Consider the following 16,370-nt stretch of genomic DNA (forward strand, 5'->3'; position numbering starts at 1 on the left):
AATTGTTAGGGAAACATCGCGTCGTTGGTGGATGAGCATCACGCCGCATCCAGATGCATGAGCACGCCGCCCATGCCGGTCCACCACGCCGTCATTTCCTCGTAATAGACGCGCTCGCCCACGCTATCTCCGGTGGTGCCGGCCATGAATGCCCACGTGGCCATCTCGAGCCCACCGTTGCCGCCATCCTTCATGATTGCGTCGAAGGACAGTTCCGCTAGTTCGGCACCACGACCGGAAACCACCCGCTCGATCAACGCGCGGTCCCACTCCGCATTCACACGTCCTGAATCGGGTAAGCAGATCCAGTGCGAGAGCCCGCCCGTCGCTAGAATTGCGACACGCTCGTTCGCGGGACGCGCGGTCTCAACAAATTCCCGCACCGCTTTCCCTAAAGCGAAACTGCGCGCACACGTCGGCGCCGGGGTCATCACGGTATTGATGTAGATCGGCACCACCGGCACGTTCAAGCCGCGATTGATGATCGCGTTCGGCATCGCCAATCCGTGATCCGGCTTCACGTTCTCGACCGCAGCGAGATCGAAGTGCTTTCTGGCGGCAAACGCGACGAGTTCAGTGGCGAATTCCCGATGCCCCGGGAATGACTGCCGAGGCACACCCAAATCGCCATAGGGGCACCAATCGTCAGAGATGCCGACCGCGAGCGGAATCTGGAAATCCAACGAGAAATTGACCAGATGGTCGCTGGTGGCAATCAGGATCACATCGGGTCTGGACGCCTGAATCGCCTGTCCAATCCGGTCGATGCCGTCGAAGATGCGCTGCGCTTGCGCCTCCACTCCGTCCGCCACGCCAAACGTGTGAGAGGTGGCCGCCGCACTAACAATCTTTCCCATCGCCAAGACCTTGTTTTTGAAGAAACGGCGCAATCGACGCCGGGCCAGCTTCAACAGCCCACGGGCGCCCAGATATTTGAACTGCAAGTTCGGATGCACATCGAGATCACGTAGCGCTTTCGCTGGATCGGCCTGCAATTGCTTGCGTTGATCTGCGGGAATCCCGAACGCCTCGTGCACCTCGTCGGGCGCTTCTCGCAGCCGGGCGACCAGCTCGGGACGGTGCACGAGCGCGCTAATCAACCGGTGCAGTTCCACGGGGGGGCGACGTCGTACGCTCATGGCCACGCCTTACGTTCCCACGCGCATCGGCGACGTCATCTTGCGCAGGAGCGCCAGCACGCTTTGCGCCGTAATGCGCCCGGTGCGGGGGTTCTCGGTCGGAATGTTTTCGATCGACATGGACAGCAGCGCGGCATCCGACTCCACCGTGATGGTGTGCATGTTTCGCGAAATGTCCGGATCGGCCCAGATTTCGAGCTTCGTCTGGTCGGGCCCGATCCCCGCCAGCGACAGCGCAACCACGACATTCAAATTCGCCGGGAAGCCCTTAGCGGCTTCGCGCGCCGTGCCGGCAAATATCCGGGTCTTCTCGGTGATTCCGTCGATGACGATGCCCTGCTCCGCAAGGTAGGGAGCGCCCAGCAGTCCCTTGACGGGCTTGCGCGTCACCATGCTCACCGACATGATTCGGCCTTCTGCCGCTGCGGTCACCGCGTCCAGTCCCAGCAGCGCCCCGGTCGGAATCACGATCTGCCCGCCGTGCTCACGAGCGATTTCGATGAGTTCATCGTTATTGAGCAGTGCGCCGCAACTGAGTACGACGACCTGCTTTCCCAGCTTGAGCGCGGGCGCGGCGATCTCCGGCAGCAGATGCGCCGGTGCGCACTCGATCACGACGTCGCACAGTTGCGCCATCTCGCCAAAGCTGGCGACAACGGGACGGCTCCTCAGCGTGCTGACCCACTCAGCGGCCGCTTTGACATCGCGCGCCGCAACGGCGACCAACTCGATCCCCGGAATCCCTTCATCGAGCGCTTTCGCGATCGATTTGCCAACCGTCCCCAGTACCGCCACGCCCACTCGTTTCGTTTGACCGCTCGTATGCGCTTGCATATCTACTTTTCCTAATCCTCGAATTCACCGGCGTTATCACGGGCAGCGGCCATGGCTTCTTTTCATTGCCCCGCCGCCCGAACCAGAAGCTTTGCTTTACGACCAGGTCGCAAATGCCATTGCGCATCCGGTGCCGGCGGGGCTCCGATAGCACGGGATGTAGTCGACCAGATCCATCTTCATGCCGTCGACCGCGCCGGCCAGCGCCGACCAGCAACGGAACTCGGAATTCCCCGATTGCAGCTTTTCCAGCGGCAGTTGCGCATGCACGTCAGGGCCGCCGGCGGCGAGCCGCTCGAGGAACTGCCGGTCGAACGCTTCGTCGACCACAAAGTGGCTGAGCCCGCCCGTCGACATGACCACGACGCGAAGGTCTTCGCTCCACGACTCGATCTGGCGGCGGATCGACTGTCCGATGCGATAGGCCCGCAGCGGCGATACGTTGTTGGGCGGGTAGTAGGTGTTGATGCTGACCGGAATCGACGGGTAGATCTTGTCGGTCATCAGCTTGTAATAGACGTAGCCAAAGGAATGGCTCATCGCCTGCTGATCTTTGAAGTACTTGGACTGCGCGACATCGAAGCCGTCATCCATCATTCCGCGAATCAGGCGCTCGGCGTATTGGGAGGCGACGGGATAGTCCTTGGGTTCCTGCGGATACCAGAGCTGCTGATCGAGATCGGGGTCGTACTTCCACTTCATGATCCCCGCCGGGCGATAGGGAATGGTCTCGCCCCAATACACCGAAAGCGCCGGCATGTTGTCGTCGTGAAACACTTCCTTATGGTCGTCGCCAATGATGACCACGATGTCCGGGTTCACCTCGTTGAGTGTCTCGGCAAGACGCGCCACAGCCGCCTGATTCTGCTGGTGACGCTGCTCGAGTTTGGCGGGCGTGATCTCGTCGAGGATTGCCGGGTCGGCCTTTTCAAGCAACTCGCCATAGCTCACCCGGGCGCCGGAGTGATCGTGCAGCACAAAGAAGTTCTGATCGTCAGTCGCGGCGCGGGCCAACCAAGCGGATGGCTTCATCAAAAGGGTCGGACTATGGGAGGAACCGATGCCCATCACAATTTTTGCCATAGCGTTTTCTCTAGTATCGAATCCATTGAGTACTGTATACAGTGGAATCCGTAAGTGCCTGATAAATAAAGACTCAATGTCACGGAAATCGCAAAATATTGAAATTTACGACCTTCGAGCCCTGTCAGTTACGAGTCTGGATGGTAGGAGTTCACCGCTGCCGTCAACAAACGATTTTTTCTGCGTCGGACGTGTGCATTTTGGAATGCGTCATTGATAAACGCCCGCGCTGGAGCCACCCCCACAAGTCCATCGAACTTGGTACGCCATATGAGCTATCGCCTTCCCCCCCTGTTGGCCCTGCGCGCCTTTGAAGCGTCGACACGGCACCTGTCCTTCACCAAAGCCGGAGAAGAGCTGCATCTGACGCAGGGGGCTATCTCCCGGCAGATTCGGCTTCTCGAGAGTTTTCTCGGGCAAAAGCTGTTTGTCCGGCTGACGCGAAAGATCGAGATGACACCCGCCGGGGTGGAGTACTTCCGATCGATTCGACAGGCGCTCGACATCATCTCCATGGCGACCCATCGTGCCGTGCGAGACCCCCATCGCGTCGTCACGCTCGATGTGCTGCCGACGCTCGCCACGTGTTGGCTGATGCCAAGGCTCGCGCAATTCACCGAAGCGCACAGGGATATCGAAGTCCGGCTGATCTCGTCGATCGACCCGGTGAATCTGCACAGCGAGAAGGTGGATGTGGCCATCCGCGTTGGCAAGGTTCCGGGGCAGCGCTACGACCGGCGCGCGCCTCGCATCGATCTGGATATGACGGAAAACTGGAAGGACGTCTATGTCGAGCCGCTGTTCCCGGACATTCTGGTGCCCGTGGTATCCGCCCATCTCATGGACGCGGTCGGCCCCATCAACGAACCTGCCGACCTGCTTCAGTACCGTCTGATCAATACGGCGAGCCGCCGGCACGCGTGGCCGGACTGGTTGGCCCTGCATGGACTGCGTGTCCCCGATGACGCCAACCCGCTCGATTTCGGGCACTTCATCATCACGCTACAGGCGGTGAAGGACGGCAAGGGCGTGGCACTGGTGCCGAAGGCCGTGCTCGAGAACTACGAGGGACGCGACGAGCTGGTGGTGCCGCCGCTGGGCGAGGTGTCCAGCGCGGGGGCGTATCACTTGTTGATGCGCGAAGGCGCGCAAGAAGATGGCGCCGTGCGAGTGCTGCGCGACTGGCTTGCACAGGAAGCCAGTCGCTTGCGTTGCCAGATGAACGAGATGGGTGAGGTGGATCAGGACACGGTCGTGGCAGCCGAGGTGCCCGCCTGAAAATCGATACCGTGTTCGAGAATGGCGGCCGTGGATCGAACGCGGTACCACTCGGGGTGGTGTGCTACGTCGAGCACGCCGCCTGCTTCCCACTGCGTCGCCAACTTCAGCAATGCCTTGCGGAATCCGACGATAGCCGCGTCGCCTGAGCCCAGATTCTCGCGCGAGCGATCAACGATCGCGCCCATGCTCTCCTGCACGGCGGTGTCCTGCATACCGATGCCCTCGATGCCCGTCGAACTGTGCAGACGTTGACGCAGGCGATCGATGCCGTAATCGGTTTCCGCCGTCACCAAGGGGCGATACGTGCCGTCGTTCATCACATCCGAGTGCACGGCACCGTGGTCCAGTTCCTCCTGACTCAGCGGGCGGTCGCTATTCCACGTCATGGTGAACACCCAGCAATTCTCGTCGTCGATGGGCGTCCACGCGTGCCCCATATATGCGCGCCCTTCCTTGATCGGCGCGATCATCGTGTAGAACGGCGCGAGGAATTGCGTTACACGCCAGTAGTACGACGTATCGCTCGCGTTGCGCCGCGCGCCGATGGCCATGCCGTAGTCGGTCGGGCGGACAAAGAACTTCGGCGCGGTGTCCGATGCCAGATAAGGAATCGCCAAGTTGGGCGATACCTGCCGCTGGCGAAATGGCCGTTCGGGATGCTCCGCATCGAGGTGGCTGTGGAGAATGCCGACGTGGCTGGAGTCGATGCCCCCTTCCACGCCCTGTGCATAATTCGTGCGCTGCAAGCGCTTGGTGATGAAGCGGAAATCGGGCGGCACCAGTCCCCATTCAAGCTCGGGAGGCCGTTCGGGCATGTGTGCGGGGTCACCCATATACGCCCAGATGACACCGCCCCACTCGATGACCGGATAGCTCTTGATCCGCGTATCGGACTTCATGCGCGTGTTCTCCGGTTCTGCCGGCATGTCGACGATCGTACCGGACACATCGAACTTCCAGCCGTGATACACGCAGCGCAGACCACACTCCTCGTTGCGCCCGAAGAAGAGGTCCACGCGACGATGCGGGCAATAGCGATCGAGCAGGCCGATCTTGCCGTTGGTATCGCGAAACGCGACGAGGTCTTCCCCCAGCAGACGAACACGAATGGGTGGACAGTCCGGCCCGGGCAGTTCTTCCGGCATCAGGAACGGCATCCACATGCTGCGGAATGCCTTGCCCATCGGCGTGTCGGGGCCTACTCGACACAGTCGCTCGTTGTCTTCCTTACTGAACATAAGTTTTCCCTCAGAAATTGAACCGATGCTTGCCGCCTGACGCGCAGCAAGGGGCAATGGGCAAGGTCAGTCGATGAGCCCGAACAGCGCGTCGCCTTCCTCAATGACGCGGTAGGTTTTGAGTGGCACGGTGCACGGCTTCTCGAGCGCGTCGCCCGAGCAGATATCGAATGCCCCGCCATGGAGCGGGCAAAAAATGGTGGTGCCTTGCAGATCGCCGCCCGACAGCGCGACCATGCCGTGCGTGCAGAGATCCTCCGTCGCGTAGAACTTCCCTTCGACGTGATACACCGCGAGCCCGTCCTCGACCTCTTTCGGGCAGACCTGAATCACGCTCTCGCTCGGCACGTCCGCCTTGCGACACAAGAAAACCTTCTTTTCCATAAGACTTGTCTTTTCCGTTCAATAGCCGCGAAATACATCCACCCGACCGGTGGGCGTTTGGCCGTGTTCGATCTCGCCGATCTTGCGCACGAGCTGTTCGACGCTCTCGCCAAGACGCGTTTGCGCCGAGATATGTGGCGTGATGCAGATGCGAGGTTCCGTCCAAAACGGATGGCCTGTCGGGAGCGGCTCGTGCATGAATACGTCGAGCGTTGCGCCGGAGAGTTGTCCCTGTTCGATGGCCTGCAACAGATCGTTTTCGACCAGATGCTCGCCACGCGCCAAGTTCACGACATGTGCGCCCTTTGCCAGTCGCAGGAATGTCTGTGCGTTCAGCACCCCACGGGTCTCCTGTGTATTGGGCAAGAGATTGATCAGGACATGCGCGCCGTAGACGAACGACGCCCATTCGCTCTCGCCGCTGAAGCACTGCACCCCATCCACCCGTTTCGGCGACCGGCTGTAGCCTCGGACATCGAAGCCAAACGACGCCAGCCGGCTGGCGACGGCGGCACCGAGGCTGCCCAAACCGAGCACGCCGACGATGAACTCGCCCGCCGCAGGAACGGCGACCGGCTGCCAGACACCGTCGCGCTGCTGCTGTTCATACGCATCGAAACGTCGGAAGCTTCGCAACGTCGCGTACGTGGCGTACTCGACCATCTGCGATGCCATGCCGGCGTCTTCAATCCGATAGATGGGCACGTCGCCGGTCACCGCCACCGGGTCTTTCGCGACCGCGTTGAAAATCCAGTCGACACCCGCCCCCACGTTGAAGATGGCTTTCAGCTCAGGGCGACGGCGCAGGACTTCAGGATCGGATTTCCAGACCAGCGCGTAATCGGCAGGGGCTACGTCGGCGACGCGCCACTCGCGAACGTCGGCCCCCGGCATGGCGCATCGCAGCGCATCGATCCATGGCCCCGTGTCCTTGCCCGTCATTGCAAACAGGATTCGCATGCGGCCTCCTATGCGGACTCAGACGCGGACTCGGCATCGGAAGGCCGCGCTTCCCGCCACTTTGCCAAGTCGACGCTGGCATCCCGCAGCACGGAAACGGGGACTTTTGCCGCCGACCTCACGAGCGCTTTGCCCGCCCGCATTTCGCGAGGCACGCCCACGGCGCTGACGCCGACGACCACTCCCGCCTGCAAGTGGAAGACGACGAACGCCCCGATGTCGGTACTGCCGCGCACGACGTTCTGCTCGCCGATGGGAACCCCGAAGGACTGGAGGCTGAAGTCGTACTGATCTGACCAGTAGCCGCTGATTTCCTCGTAGTCAGGCCCACTGCATACGATCGCTCGCCCGACATGCTCCCCGTGGGCGACGGCGTGATGCCAGTTCTCCTGACGCTCCGCCCGCCCTACCCGCGCGTTGAAGTGAAATGCGACTTCCCCGGCGGCATAGATGTTCCCGTCGGACGTTCTCCCCTGCCCGTCGACGCAGATCCCAGACGCGCACGTCTCAAGGCCAGCGGCTTCGGCAAGGGCGACGTTCGGCACCACGCCGATGCCGACTACCACTGCATCGGCGTCGAGTGATTCGCCGTCGGAGAGCGCGAGACGATAGCCGGACGGGCGTTCGGTGACCTCTCGGATCGATACACCGGTGCGAATGCGCACGCCTCGTTGTTCATGCTGCTTCACGACGAACTCGCAAACCTCGGCGCAAGTCGCGCGCGCCATCGGACGCTCCCCGGCTTCGAGTACCGTCACGTCGATTCCCATGCCGTTGGCCACGGACGCCACTTCAAGGCCAATGACGCCTGCGCCCACCACCACGAGATTGCGGATCTTCGGCAACGCTTCTCGCAGCGCGATGGCGTCGGAAATACGGCGCAGGTAAAACACCTGCGGCATGCCGGGATGAAGCAGTGGAAGCATGCGCAGCGACGAACCGGTTGCCAGCACCAGCGTCCCGTATCCAAGCGACGTGCCGTCGGAGAATTCGACCCGACGCGTCTCCCGGTCAATACGCTGCGCCGCGTTACCTAAACGCAGATCGATGTTGTGCGCGTCGTAGAACGCGTTGTCTCGCAACGAAATGTGGGCCGCCTCTTCCGCCTCCTGAAGCACCTTCTTGGAAAGCGGAGGACGGTCGTAAGGGGCTTCGCGCTCGTCGCCGCAGATGATGATTCGGCCGTCAAAGCCCGCCTTTCGCGCGCTTTCGGCGGCGTAGACGGCTGCGATGCCCGCGCCGATGATCACCATCGGCTCATTCTCATGTGTATTTTTCATTGCTCACCTCACGCCATTGAGCGTTGACCGCTCACATGTGCTCCGGCTTCTGAATGCCGCGCGCATGGCGATGACACAACTCGCGCCACTTGATGAGCGGCGAGTCGCCTTCGATCAGCATCTCGTCGAGCCACGCCGAATCGCGCTTGTAGAAGGTTTGCAGTGCGAGTCGCGCCTGAATATCCTGCGCGTTGAAATTCTCGAAGCCGATGGGCTTCCAGCGATTCCAGAACTCGTGATTGAAGTGCGCGCTTTCTTCTTCCGTCGAAACGCGCTTGCCGACGAGCATCACATAGAGGTGCTTCGTTTCCGTCACCGGCACGTAGAACTCGAACTGTGTGATGTCCTGATCCGGGAAGTCGTCGACGCGCAGCCCGCACGGCATCCAGAGCGACGCCGCCGTGGTTCGGGTCGGCTTCTCCGACACGCGCTTGGTGCCGGTGACGACCACCTGACCATCTACCTTGCCTTCCCAAATGCTCGTGTGGTTGGCAAACGCGTCGTAGACGCCCTTCGGTGCGCCCTCGTCCTCGTGCACCAGCACGTCGCCCGATTTCGCAAGGTGCCCGATGGGCAACGATCGCTGGGTGTCCGGCACGAGTTCCGAGGCGCGGTGAATGTAGACGTGCAAGCCGTCGAAGCCGTTTTCGCAGCCGACGCGCCAGTTCGACTCGACCTCATAGATCGCGCAGTGCAGCTGCAAATCGTCGTCAAGGAAGGTCGGCGGCACATCTTCCGCGAGCGGAGGCGCTTCAAACCCTTCGTCGCCCACAAACACGAAGATCAGGCCCTTGGCTTCCTGCACCGGATAGCTCTTGACGCTGCGCCGGCCGATGGCCTTGCTGTCCGGCGAGGCGAGGATGTCGCACAGCTTGCCGTCGTTCCACTTGTAGGTGAAGCCGTGATACCAGCAGGTGATGGTGTCGGGCGTATAGCACTCCACCTTCTCCGAGAACTTCACGCCGCGGTGCAGGCACCGGTCGCGAATCGCCTTCACCTCCCCGTCCACGCGCTTCAGCAGGATCTCCTCGCCGCATACCGTCGCCTGGGATACCTTCCCTTCGAGGACGTCGCTGGACAGCTTCACCGGATACCAGTGGTTCCGGAAACCCAGCTTGGCCGCAAGGTAATTGCGCCAGCGCGGGACCTTGTTCAACAAACTCTCGTCTACGAAATGTGCCTGTTCACTCATTGGGGGCGTCTCCGATTTATTTGTTTGCGTACTGTATGCAATGACGACTGGAATCACGGTTGCGTGCGGACGGCTTATACGCCGCAACTCGACGTGATTGCCATCCTAGGGCGCCGTTCTACGCGCAACAAACGATTTGAAATTCACTCATGCATGAGCCTTGCGAATGTGTTGAGTGGATGTCACGGAATCCCGCGTTTCCTACCGAAATCTCACTCGTTTCGTCGTAGAATCGCGGCTAACCAACCAAAACTTCAACGTCATGAGCGCCACCCGCAGAGTCGTACAGAGCGATCGGTTACGCGATCAGGTTTACCAGTTGCTCCGGGAGGATCTGCACGGGGGCGCCATTGCGGCCGGGTCGCGGCTCGTTGAGTTGGAATTGGCCGAGCGGTATGGGGTCTCGCGCACGCCGATTCGCGAAGCACTCTTCCAACTGGCGCGTGAAGGCCTCGTGGTGCGCACCGATCGCGGGTACTCGCTGATGACGGATACACCACGCGATTTCCTCCAGCGCATGGAGGTTCGACTCTTGCTCGATCCGCCGCTGGCAGAACACGCGGCAAAGTACGGGTCCGATGAGCAGATCGAAGTGCTGGCCAGTGCTTATGAAAAGATGAAAAAGGCCGAGGCGTCGTCGAAGTATTCGGCGTTTGTTTCGGCGGCACACGAGTTTCGCACCGTCCTACTCGAAATGAGCCACAACACGGCGCTGACGCGCGTTTGCGCGGTGCTGGAAGACCAGTTTCTTCTAGTGCGCAACGAACACTACAAAGACGAAGGGAATCGCGCTATTTCGGTACATCGCGATGGGCTGTTGCTCGCCGCCATTCGTTCGCGCGACGTGAAAGGCGCGGGGAAAATCGCGAAAGAGTACGTTGAGATGCTGATAACGACACTTGCGAAGCCCGCCGAACGCGCGGCTCGAAAGCGCAGCGCGAGGACGGCGTTGCCGAAGCGTTCGTAGCGCGCACTCCCCCTGCGTTGCCCTCTCAGAGTTGCATGCGGCACGATTCCGCAAGGCTGGCGATATGGGTGCGCGTTTGTGCCTCGGCTAACGCCGCGTCCCGAGTCGTCAGATGTTGAACCAAGGCTTCCAGATAATCCGCCGTCATCAAGCGGTTTCTTTCGGTTCGCAGCAGCAATGGGCGGGCGGCGAGAAAATCATCCTCTGCCGCACTGAAGCACCGCGCCAGCACTTGGTTCGTGCAAACGGTGGCGAGGTATTTTTGGAGTCCGTGAACCGCACTCGCGGAAACAAATGACGAGGGCTCGCAAAGGAGCAGGCGTCTCGCCTCGTCCGCGAGCGTGGAAATTTTCGCAATCTCTTTGCTGGATGCTGACTCAACAACGTTGACGACGACCACAGGGTCGAGAATCGACTTGACGTCCAATCGAGCCAGCAGCGCCGGCATCGGCATTTCGCTGAATCCGTAACCGCGCTCCAATGGCTCCAGCAGCCCCTCGCGCGCCAACTGAAACAACGCCTCACGCACGGGCGTTCTGGAAACGCCGAACCGCGCAGCGAGATGCGTTTCCGTCAACCGTTGACCGGGTTGCAGCTTGCCGCGCTCGACGAGATCTCGGATCGCGTCGTAAATCCTGTCGCGCAATCGCTGCCCGACTTCCTGAGAAACTGCCATAGCCGCCGGAACCCTTCAATCAATGGCGCTCAAACGTGAGCGAAAGTGCCGTTGGCCCCAAGGGTGCGTCGCGAGATTGACCGCAGTCACAGAACGTTGCCCCCCGGCAACGTGGACGTCGGTCAATCTCGCGAGCGCTCTTTTCATGCCGCAGTTCGTTTGCTTTCTATTCTTGGAATTGAAGCCAATTGGCGACGCGCGCGTTGAACTGGTCCGGTGCTTCGAAATAGGCCGAGTGACCCGCACCGGCAATCGTCATCAATTCCGCGCCGTCAAAGTGCTTGCACATTTCGGCGACGATCTTGGGTGGAAACAGGACGTCTTCCTCGCCGACGAGAAAGCCGATACGTGCGCCCGTCGCAGCGATCTGCTCGGGCGTGTACGACGGCTGGACGCCTACGAGTGTTTTGAAGGTGTAGCGATTGAATCCGGCAATCTGTAGATACAACTGCGTCATGGCTGGCGAGTTGGCGAGGTGCGTGCGTCCAAGCACACGTTCAGCCTGCGACAGGTCGCGCGTCGCGCTCTGCACCTTTGCCATTTCCACCGCGATGGATTCAGGCAAGGTGATGCCGACCAAAGAATCGGCAATCAGTAAGGACGCAACGCGGTCAGGATAGCGGCACGCGAAATCGATTGCCGTGCCAGCGCCCATCGACTGCGCGACAAACGAGACGCGCTGCAAATCGAGCGCGTCCAGAACCGCGACAAGATCGTTTGTGAACTCGGCGCGTCCGGCAAGCTCGGCGTCCGTGGACTTTCCGAAGCCTCGGGCATCCACAAGAATGACCTTGAAATCCGCTCGCCAGGCGGCAACCTGATAGAACCAGCTCGCGTGATTTCCCCCCACGCCATGCAGCAGCACTACCGGTGAACCGCTGCCGTGTACTTCGTAATACAGCCGACTTTCATGATGATCTAGGTATGGCAAATTTCTCTCCCGACTTCCAAATCAATTTCCGACGTTAGTCGCCGAACCGAACCGAGACCTCACCGATCCCCTCGATGTCCGCGTGATAGGTGCTGTAGTGCTTGACGTTCACCATGGGGCCGAGTGCGCCACTGAGCACCAGTTCGCCCGCTTTGATCGGATGCCCTACCTCGATCAGTTTCTTGGCCAGCCAAAGCGCGGCGTTCAGCGGATTCCCCAGACATGCCGCCCCGCTTCCTGTCGATGCCACCTGCCGGTTCTCCTGCATGCGCATTTGGCAATTCACCAAGTCGATGTCAGGCGTGAATGGCAATTTCCGGCCAATCACGAATCGGCCAGACGAGGCGTTATCCGCAATCGTCTCCACAATCCCGATTTTCCAGTCCGCGATGCGGCTGTCCACAATTTCAAGCGCGGGCGCCACCCATTCAATTCGCTCGAACAGGTCGGACATTTCGAGTGACGGGTCGTCGATGTCCACTCGAAAGCCAAACGCAAGCTCTGCTTCGATCTTGGGCTGCAAGAGGCTCGACATATTGACGAGGCCGGCATTGACGACCGCCATGTCGTCGAACAGAACGCCGTAGTCGGGCTGGTCCACCCCAAGCTGTTTCTGGACGGCAGCCGACGTGAGGCCGATCTTGCGGCCTACGATTCGGCGGCCGTCCACTTGCACCGCGTGGTCAGTGTTGCGGTGCTGGATGCGATAGGCGGCGTCGATGTCGCCGCCCACGCACGAGGCAAATGGGGCAATAGGGCCGCTGGTGTACGCATCGCGCAGTCTCGACGCGATCAGTTCTTCTAGTTCGACTTCTTTCATCATTTCCTCGAAACGCGTGCGAAACATTGAGACTGTCGTCTGCGACGTCGCCTCAATTGGAGCGGAGAGTTTTGTGCACTGTATGCAGTGTGTCAACGCGCTATACACGCTTTGTTTGCAGCCCTTGCCCCACGTTTTGTAATGCATCCCGGTGTGCGTGCCTTAGAGAGGAGAAGCGCATATGCCGGCTAGGCGAGGCTTTCCACTTGCGCTTCTTGCACGGGTTGATATCGCGGCATCATGGCGCACAACGCGCAGACGATTAGCAGGGCCGCGCACGCCAGATACAGCGGCATGGCGTAACTTCCCGACGCATCGAACCCCATCCCGAACACGACCGGACCGACGGCCGAACCCGCCATGAACGAGGCAAACACCCAACCGAAGATCTTGCCGAAGTGATCCAACCCGAAATACCGGCTGATCAAATACCCCAGCAAGTCGGATTCAGCGCCCGCACCAAAGCCAAGGAGTGCCGCGCACAGATACACGGATGCCGGGGCGTTCGTGAGCAGGAGGCCTGCGCAGCCGACGCACGACAACGCAAAAATTCCAATGGCGGCGCGAGGCGCGAAGATTCGATCGAACAGATAGCCCGCCGCAACGCGTCCGATGAGCGCGGCAACCGCTAATACCGTCGTCGCGAACGCTGCCGACGAGAGCGCGACGCCCCGGTCGAGCAACATGGGGACCAAATGGATTTGCGCTCCGTTGATGGCCACGGCCATGAGGAACGCAGCAATACCGACCAACCAGAATGCGCGGCTGGCGAACGCTTGTGAGAGCGTGCGTCCCGCTGCCCCGAGTGCGCCGGCAGCACGCCCGCTGACGCCACTCTGCGTCGGCGCTTCCCGTAGTAGAAACAGGCCCAATGGCACGCCAATCACGATCGGCACCGCGCCCAAGAAGTAGTACCCGGCCTCCCACCCAAACCGCTGGATCATCGCAGCGGCAATGGGAGCGGCAATAGCCCCGCCGAGTGCAACGCCGGCCATGCTAATGCCCAGCGCAAGACCGCGCGATCGGTCGAACCACCCGGAGATCACTCGCAAGTAGACGATGGTGTTCGACCCTGCGCCAAAGACGCCGATCAGGAAAAACGCCAGAAAGAACCCGGTGAGTCCCCACGTCTTCACCATCAACGGGACTGCCAAAACCGTCGCGCCATAGGTGAGCAACGACGTGACCAGCACGGTTCGAAGATGAAACCGGTCGATCAGCGCGCCGACGACTGGTGTTGCGACCGCCAAACTCAGCGCGCAGATGGACAGCGCGCCAGAAATCTGTGCGCGATCCCAACCTTGTGCGGTCCCGAGCGCCCGAATGAATACGCCCACCGTCATCAGAATGATCGCCGTGCTGCACACGCTTGCGCCGATCGTCGCGTAAGCGACCATGAGCCACGGCTGATTGGTGCGCGCGCCTTCTGCGGGCATCGTCGCGGCTGAAGTGATATTTCCTTGTTTCATCAAACCCCTCCAAATCATCTTGATTTACTGCACTTGCTCAGAATTCGACGGAAGAAAGCGCGCCCGAACGAATGCGCATTCCTCTCGTTTTTTTAATTGCGCTACCTGTGGTCAGAAGAAGGTGCGTATCCCCGTGGCCACGGCAAATTGACGGCTGGTCGTCGACGGTGCCAGAGGGAACAAGACGGCCGATTGGGTCGCGCCGGAGGACGTCACGAAACTCGTCCCCACGTAAATGTCGGTCCGCTTCGACAGGAATTTGTCGACGAAAAGGCTGTAGTTGGAGAGCCGCCCAGAACCTAAGGCGCTGCGCCCGTACCCGAGCGTGATCTTGAGATCGGGCTGAAAATCGTAAATGACGTCGACCGTGCCACTGCGGATCGATTCGTATTTGCCGAACCCGGCAAACGCCACGTCGGTAAAGCTCAACCCTGCGGTCCACTTCTCGGCGAACTTGTAGGAGGCACTTGCCCCATAGATGTTTTGAGAATCGACGGCAAAGGAGCGATACGGGGTAACGGTCTGGCCGAGAAACGATTTCATGCCGGCCAGCGTGGGCGTGAAGTTCACGCCGTTGATCTTGGTGCCGACAGCCGCCGCCTTGAATCGCTCGTCTCCATAAGACAGGGCGAAGCTCATCGCGCGGCCCCGGTTGTAGGTGTCGGACGTACCACCAGGGAGTGCGTAGAGCGCAAATAGGGTGAAGCCGCCGAATGTCGGTGATCGATAGGAGGCGGAGTTGTTCACATAACCACCGGCCATGTGGTCGGCATTCGCAGGGGTTTGGGAGAACGTTGAATTGAATCCCGGTGAATTGCCTAATAAGAGCACCGAAAAATCGTTGTGGTGCCCGAAAGTCAGTGTGCCGTACTCCGCCTTGGACAAACCCACCCATGCGCTGCGACTGAAGAACGTATCCGATCGGAACTGCTTGCCATTAGACAGATTGAAATAGCTCGCCAGATCGAATACGACCTTCAGCCCGCCCCCCAAATCCTCCGTCCCCCGGAAGCCAAACACGGTATTCCAGTGATAGCTGTCGAGCATTTGCACGACACTCCCACCACCGGCATTGTTCGAGTACACGACCGCTTCATCAATTGCGCCATAAATCGTCACGTTCGACTGCGCCAGCGCCGTGCTGGATATCAGGAAAAATGCGATCAGGCCGACTGCGATTTTCTTCATCTGGATCTCCCATCCATATAGCTCTGCCCCCCGGACCCGTTTTAATAGCGGGCCCGGCCGGTTATTCGAGTGCGCTTGATCGTCTGGCCGCGTACGGCAAGTGCTGGCGACGTGTGAGCGCCAGCCGCGGCGACGAATTCGAGCGGTGTTTTTTGATTACGAACCGGCAGGGAGAAGGTAGGCAGCCATTTTTTTACGCACAATCGAAAAAAACGACGTGTATGCACGATGGGAAATCATTCATGCGGGGGGATGGGGAGGCGACGGGACTATCGGGCGCGGGCGATGCGTCCATCAGTCATCGTTCCGTCATTTGTTCCAGCTCGGATCGAAACAATGGCATCACTCTGCATGGGCACCCTCTTATATTTGCGGAAGTTGGTGCCTCTTCTCTTTTGTCCAGAGTCGATACAACGCATACCAGCACACCTCAGCACCAAGGCGATTTCCTTCGAATACGTCGCTCGAAGTACTCGTTTCCACGTGCGGGCCCCGTGCATCGCCGCCGTGTTAACTCTCCGTCGGCTGATAGCATGCGCAGACCGTCATTAAGACGTGAAGTTATCAATGGAGTGAATTGCATTGACGACGCCGGCACGGAAGAAACTTGCAGCTAGTTCGACGAAGGCGCGGGCGGTCCATAAGACTCGTCTTCGGTATCGCAAAACCCCATATCGACGCCGTCCGCAAGCGTCTAGCGGATTAATAAAAGTTGCCTCCACTCTCGCAGGAACAGTCTCCGTGAGCCTCACTGTGGCGCTTATGACTCCCAGCGTAACCATCACGCTGATTGCCACAGTCGCGGGTCTCGTCGGTAGTGGGCTGCTGGTCAAACGGTACGGATAACGTTGTCTGTGCCCACTTGTGAACGGAGCCATTCGGCTCCGTTTTCGTTTCTGGCGGTTCATCGCGAGGATCTTCGCCATCG

At 60.1% G+C, this 16,370-nt stretch carries 15 protein-coding genes; 2 read left to right on the forward strand and 13 right to left on the reverse strand.

Annotated features, from left to right (window positions below; genetic code table 11):
* Nucleotides 1-38: 38 nt before the first annotated feature.
* The 3 genes from CDV46_RS15590 to CDV46_RS15600 all read right to left on the reverse strand — a co-directional run bounded on the left by CDV46_RS15590 (nucleotide 39) and on the right by CDV46_RS15600 (nucleotide 3,005).
* Nucleotides 39-1,139 carry a protocatechuate 3,4-dioxygenase gene (locus CDV46_RS15590; RefSeq protein ID WP_087723497.1) on the reverse strand — a complete coding sequence of 367 codons (1,101 nt, stop codon included), beginning with the start codon at nucleotides 1,137-1,139 and terminating at the stop codon, nucleotides 39-41.
* 9 nt (nucleotides 1,140-1,148) lie between these two features.
* Nucleotides 1,149-1,973, reverse strand: coding sequence for an aspartate dehydrogenase (locus CDV46_RS15595; protein ID WP_087723499.1), 825 nt, complete (start codon nucleotides 1,971-1,973; stop codon nucleotides 1,149-1,151).
* A gap of 96 nt (nucleotides 1,974-2,069) precedes the next feature.
* On the reverse strand, nucleotides 2,070-3,005 hold the full coding sequence (locus tag CDV46_RS15600; RefSeq protein ID WP_058377532.1) for a hypothetical protein: 936 nt from the start codon (nucleotides 3,003-3,005) through the stop codon (nucleotides 2,070-2,072).
* A 321-nt stretch (nucleotides 3,006-3,326) separates the two neighbouring features.
* Between CDV46_RS15600 and CDV46_RS15605 the strand changes: the two genes are divergently transcribed.
* Nucleotides 3,327-4,334, forward strand: a complete 1,008-nt coding sequence (locus tag CDV46_RS15605; RefSeq protein ID WP_087689178.1) for a LysR substrate-binding domain-containing protein — start codon at nucleotides 3,327-3,329, stop codon at nucleotides 4,332-4,334.
* On the opposite strand, the gene CDV46_RS15610 is transcribed toward CDV46_RS15605, so the two are convergent.
* From CDV46_RS15610 to CDV46_RS15630, 5 genes are all read right to left on the reverse strand, one after another.
* Nucleotides 4,298-5,575 (reverse strand): Rieske 2Fe-2S domain-containing protein, encoded by a 1,278-nt coding sequence (locus CDV46_RS15610; protein ID WP_254916078.1) that lies wholly within the window; start codon nucleotides 5,573-5,575, stop codon nucleotides 4,298-4,300. The two genes, CDV46_RS15605 and CDV46_RS15610, sit on opposite strands and share 37 nt — an antisense overlap.
* A gap of 66 nt (nucleotides 5,576-5,641) precedes the next feature.
* A complete protein-coding gene (locus CDV46_RS15615; RefSeq protein WP_087689179.1) occupies nucleotides 5,642-5,959 on the reverse strand; it encodes a non-heme iron oxygenase ferredoxin subunit in 318 nt (105 codons plus the stop codon).
* 18 nt (nucleotides 5,960-5,977) lie between these two features.
* Entirely contained in the window at nucleotides 5,978-6,919 is a 942-nt protein-coding gene (locus CDV46_RS15620; protein ID WP_087723501.1) for a 2-hydroxyacid dehydrogenase, read from the reverse strand.
* 8 nt (nucleotides 6,920-6,927) lie between these two features.
* Nucleotides 6,928-8,199, reverse strand: a complete 1,272-nt coding sequence (locus CDV46_RS15625) for an NAD(P)/FAD-dependent oxidoreductase (protein ID WP_087723503.1) — start codon at nucleotides 8,197-8,199, stop codon at nucleotides 6,928-6,930.
* Nucleotides 8,200-8,230: 31 nt separating this feature from the next.
* Complete coding sequence (locus CDV46_RS15630) at nucleotides 8,231-9,391, reverse strand: Rieske 2Fe-2S domain-containing protein (RefSeq protein WP_087723506.1); 1,161 nt, start codon at nucleotides 9,389-9,391, stop codon at nucleotides 8,231-8,233.
* Nucleotides 9,392-9,566: 175 nt separating this feature from the next.
* On the opposite strand from CDV46_RS15630, the gene CDV46_RS15635 reads away from it, so the two are divergent.
* Nucleotides 9,567-10,358, forward strand: a complete 792-nt coding sequence (locus CDV46_RS15635) for a GntR family transcriptional regulator (protein WP_140413390.1) — start codon at nucleotides 9,567-9,569, stop codon at nucleotides 10,356-10,358.
* A gap of 25 nt (nucleotides 10,359-10,383) precedes the next feature.
* On the opposite strand, the gene CDV46_RS15640 is transcribed toward CDV46_RS15635, so the two are convergent.
* From CDV46_RS15640 to CDV46_RS15660, 5 genes are all read right to left on the reverse strand, one after another.
* The gene (locus CDV46_RS15640) at nucleotides 10,384-11,034 is read right to left on the reverse strand and encodes a GntR family transcriptional regulator (RefSeq protein ID WP_087723510.1); all 651 of its coding nucleotides are present in this window, start codon (nucleotides 11,032-11,034) and stop codon (nucleotides 10,384-10,386) included.
* Nucleotides 11,035-11,200: 166 nt separating this feature from the next.
* Entirely contained in the window at nucleotides 11,201-11,965 is a 765-nt protein-coding gene (locus tag CDV46_RS15645; protein WP_087723512.1) for an alpha/beta fold hydrolase, read from the reverse strand.
* A 34-nt stretch (nucleotides 11,966-11,999) separates the two neighbouring features.
* Nucleotides 12,000-12,812 carry a 2-keto-4-pentenoate hydratase gene (locus CDV46_RS15650; RefSeq protein ID WP_254916079.1) on the reverse strand — a complete coding sequence of 271 codons (813 nt, stop codon included), beginning with the start codon at nucleotides 12,810-12,812 and terminating at the stop codon, nucleotides 12,000-12,002.
* A gap of 161 nt (nucleotides 12,813-12,973) precedes the next feature.
* The gene (locus tag CDV46_RS15655) at nucleotides 12,974-14,254 is read right to left on the reverse strand and encodes an MFS transporter (protein WP_176399094.1); all 1,281 of its coding nucleotides are present in this window, start codon (nucleotides 14,252-14,254) and stop codon (nucleotides 12,974-12,976) included.
* Nucleotides 14,255-14,365: 111 nt separating this feature from the next.
* Complete coding sequence (locus tag CDV46_RS15660; RefSeq protein WP_087723515.1) at nucleotides 14,366-15,442, reverse strand: porin; 1,077 nt, start codon at nucleotides 15,440-15,442, stop codon at nucleotides 14,366-14,368.
* Between the last annotated feature and the right edge of the window lie 928 nt (nucleotides 15,443-16,370).

Origin of the sequence: Pandoraea sp. PE-S2T-3, assembly GCF_002179965.1 — a bacterium.
Classification (GTDB): Bacteria; Pseudomonadota; Gammaproteobacteria; order Burkholderiales; family Burkholderiaceae; genus Pandoraea.

Excerpts from the sequence above, each read along its gene's own strand:
- CDV46_RS15600 (WP_058377532.1), bottom strand. The coding sequence starts at position 3,005 with ATGAAGCCATCCGCTTGGTTGGCCCGCGCCGCGACTGACGATCAGAAC.
- CDV46_RS15590 (WP_087723497.1), bottom strand. The coding sequence starts at position 1,139 with ATGAGCGTACGACGTCGCCCCCCCGTGGAACTGCACCGGTTGATTAGC.
- CDV46_RS15610 (WP_254916078.1), bottom strand. The coding sequence starts at position 5,575 with ATGTTCAGTAAGGAAGACAACGAGCGACTGTGTCGAGTAGGCCCCGAC.
- CDV46_RS15605 (WP_087689178.1), top strand. The coding sequence starts at position 3,327 with ATGAGCTATCGCCTTCCCCCCCTGTTGGCCCTGCGCGCCTTTGAAGCG.
- CDV46_RS15655 (WP_176399094.1), bottom strand. The coding sequence starts at position 14,254 with ATGAAACAAGGAAATATCACTTCAGCCGCGACGATGCCCGCAGAAGGC.
- CDV46_RS15615 (WP_087689179.1), bottom strand. The coding sequence starts at position 5,959 with ATGGAAAAGAAGGTTTTCTTGTGTCGCAAGGCGGACGTGCCGAGCGAG.
- CDV46_RS15660 (WP_087723515.1), bottom strand. The coding sequence starts at position 15,442 with ATGAAGAAAATCGCAGTCGGCCTGATCGCATTTTTCCTGATATCCAGC.
- CDV46_RS15630 (WP_087723506.1), bottom strand. The coding sequence starts at position 9,391 with ATGAGTGAACAGGCACATTTCGTAGACGAGAGTTTGTTGAACAAGGTC.
- CDV46_RS15625 (WP_087723503.1), bottom strand. The coding sequence starts at position 8,199 with ATGAAAAATACACATGAGAATGAGCCGATGGTGATCATCGGCGCGGGC.
- CDV46_RS15595 (WP_087723499.1), bottom strand. The coding sequence starts at position 1,973 with ATGCAAGCGCATACGAGCGGTCAAACGAAACGAGTGGGCGTGGCGGTA.
- CDV46_RS15650 (WP_254916079.1), bottom strand. The coding sequence starts at position 12,812 with ATGTTTCGCACGCGTTTCGAGGAAATGATGAAAGAAGTCGAACTAGAA.
- CDV46_RS15620 (WP_087723501.1), bottom strand. The coding sequence starts at position 6,919 with ATGCGAATCCTGTTTGCAATGACGGGCAAGGACACGGGGCCATGGATC.
- CDV46_RS15640 (WP_087723510.1), bottom strand. The coding sequence starts at position 11,034 with ATGGCAGTTTCTCAGGAAGTCGGGCAGCGATTGCGCGACAGGATTTAC.